Origin of the sequence: uncultured Jannaschia sp. (assembly GCF_947494055.1) — a bacterium.
In the GTDB taxonomy this organism is placed as follows: Bacteria; Pseudomonadota; Alphaproteobacteria; order Rhodobacterales; family Rhodobacteraceae; genus Jannaschia.
This window is the reverse complement of sequence record NZ_CANLTR010000122.1, coordinates 1-1,733: the sequence shown is the minus strand read 5'-3', so window position 1 is coordinate 1,733 and position 1,733 is coordinate 1. Positions and strand designations below refer to the sequence as shown.

Here is a 1,733-nt window from a genome sequence, read left to right as displayed (position 1 = left end):
CCCCCTCTGTCAGGAGAGTTGTCGCCCGCTCTTGCACTGAAAGTGTACACTGAGGCGGGCGGGACAGGATGACGATTTGGCTTACTCACCGGAGAGGAAGGCGGCGGTTCTGACCAAGATGCTGCCGCCGAACAACATGCCCCTTGGGCGGCTGTCGCAGGAGGAAGGGATCTCACGGGCCACGCTTGCCAAGTGGCGGGCAGAGGCGCGGGCGAAGGGCCGGTTCCTGCCCGATGCGAATGCGGGCCCGGAGGGCTGGACCTCAGCTGACAAGCTTGCGGCGGTGATCGAGACGGCGTCGATGAACGAGGCCGACCTCGGTGGATACTGCCGCCGCCGGGGCCTCTATCCCGAGCAGCTCCGTGTCTGGCGGGAGGCCTGCGAGAGGGCCAACGACTGGGAGCGGGCGGCCACGAGCCGGATCACGCGCGAGACGAAGGACGACAAGAAGCGCATCCAGCAGCTGGAGCGGGAGTTGGCGCGCAAGGAGAAGGCGTTGGCCGAGGCCGCCGCACTGATGATCCTGCGAAAAAAGGCCGAGGCGATCTGGGGCCGGGGGAGCGAGGACGAATGACGTCCGCTCCGGATCGCCGACACATCGTTGCTCTCATTGGTGAGGCCACGGCGGCAGGTGCCCGCCTTTCCGCCGCCTGCGCCGAGCTTGGCCTCACTGCGCGCACGCTGCAGCGCTGGAAGGACCCGGAGGGCGGGATCCGCGAGGACCGCCGCCCTTTCGCTGAACGGGCGGCGCCTGCCAACAAGCTGAGCGAGGAAGAGCACGACCTTATCGTTGCGACCTGCGCCACGCCCGAGTTCGCGAGCCTCCCGCCCAGCCAGATCGTCCCCCGGCTGGCCGACCGCGGCACCTGGATCGCGTCGGAATCCAGCTTCTACAGGGTCCTGCGCGAGCGTGGCCAGAACCACCGGCGCGGACGCGCCCGGCCGGCATCCCGGCGCAAGCCACCCACCAGCTTCGAGGCGAAGGCTCCCTGCCAGGTTTGGTCGTGGGACATCACCTGGCTGCCCGGGCCGATCGCGGGGTCGTTCTTCTACCTCTATCTCATCGTCGACATCTGGAGCCGCAAGATCGTCGGCTGGGAGGTCTACGAGCACGAGACGGCCGACTTCGCCGCCCGGGTGCTCGAACGGGCGGTCTGGGCAGAGAAGTGCCTCACGAGCCCGCTGGTTCTGCACGCCGACAACGGCAGTCCGATGAAAGGCGCCACCATGAAGGCCACCATGGACCGGCTCGGCGTGGTCGCGTCGTTCAGCAGGCCGCGGGTGTCCAACGACAATCCCTTCTCAGAGGCGCTGTTCCGGACCTGCAAGTATGTGCCCAGCTGGCCGCCCCGAGGCTTCGCGACCATCGACGAGGCGCGGGCCTGGGTCCAGGGCTTCGTGCGCTGGTACAATCTCGAGCACCGCCACAGCGCCATCCACTTCGTGACCCCCGACCAGCGCCACTGCGGCGACGACCAGTCACTCCTCGCCAACCGCCACCGCGTGTACCAACGCGCCCGCGCAGCCCGCCCCGAACGATGGTCAGGAAATACGCGCTGCTGGACGCCGATCGGCTCCGTCTGGCTCAATCCGGAGCGACCTGAAGTAGGGAGCAAAGGCCATGGGTCCGAAGCGCTCCCCCCAGAAGCTGGCGGCGGCGGACCCATGGCCGGCCCCACCAAGCGGGCAGCCTGAGATAAATGCAGGCGACAACTCCTTTGACAAACACCGGG

At 67.9% G+C, this 1,733-nt stretch carries 1 pseudogene; it reads left to right on the top strand.

From position 1 onward, the window contains the following. Positions 1 to 118: 118 nt before the first annotated feature. Positions 119 to 1,605, top strand: a pseudogene (locus Q1A87_RS23375) (IS3 family transposase); the annotation flags it as partial. Positions 1,606 to 1,733 lie beyond the last annotated feature (128 nt).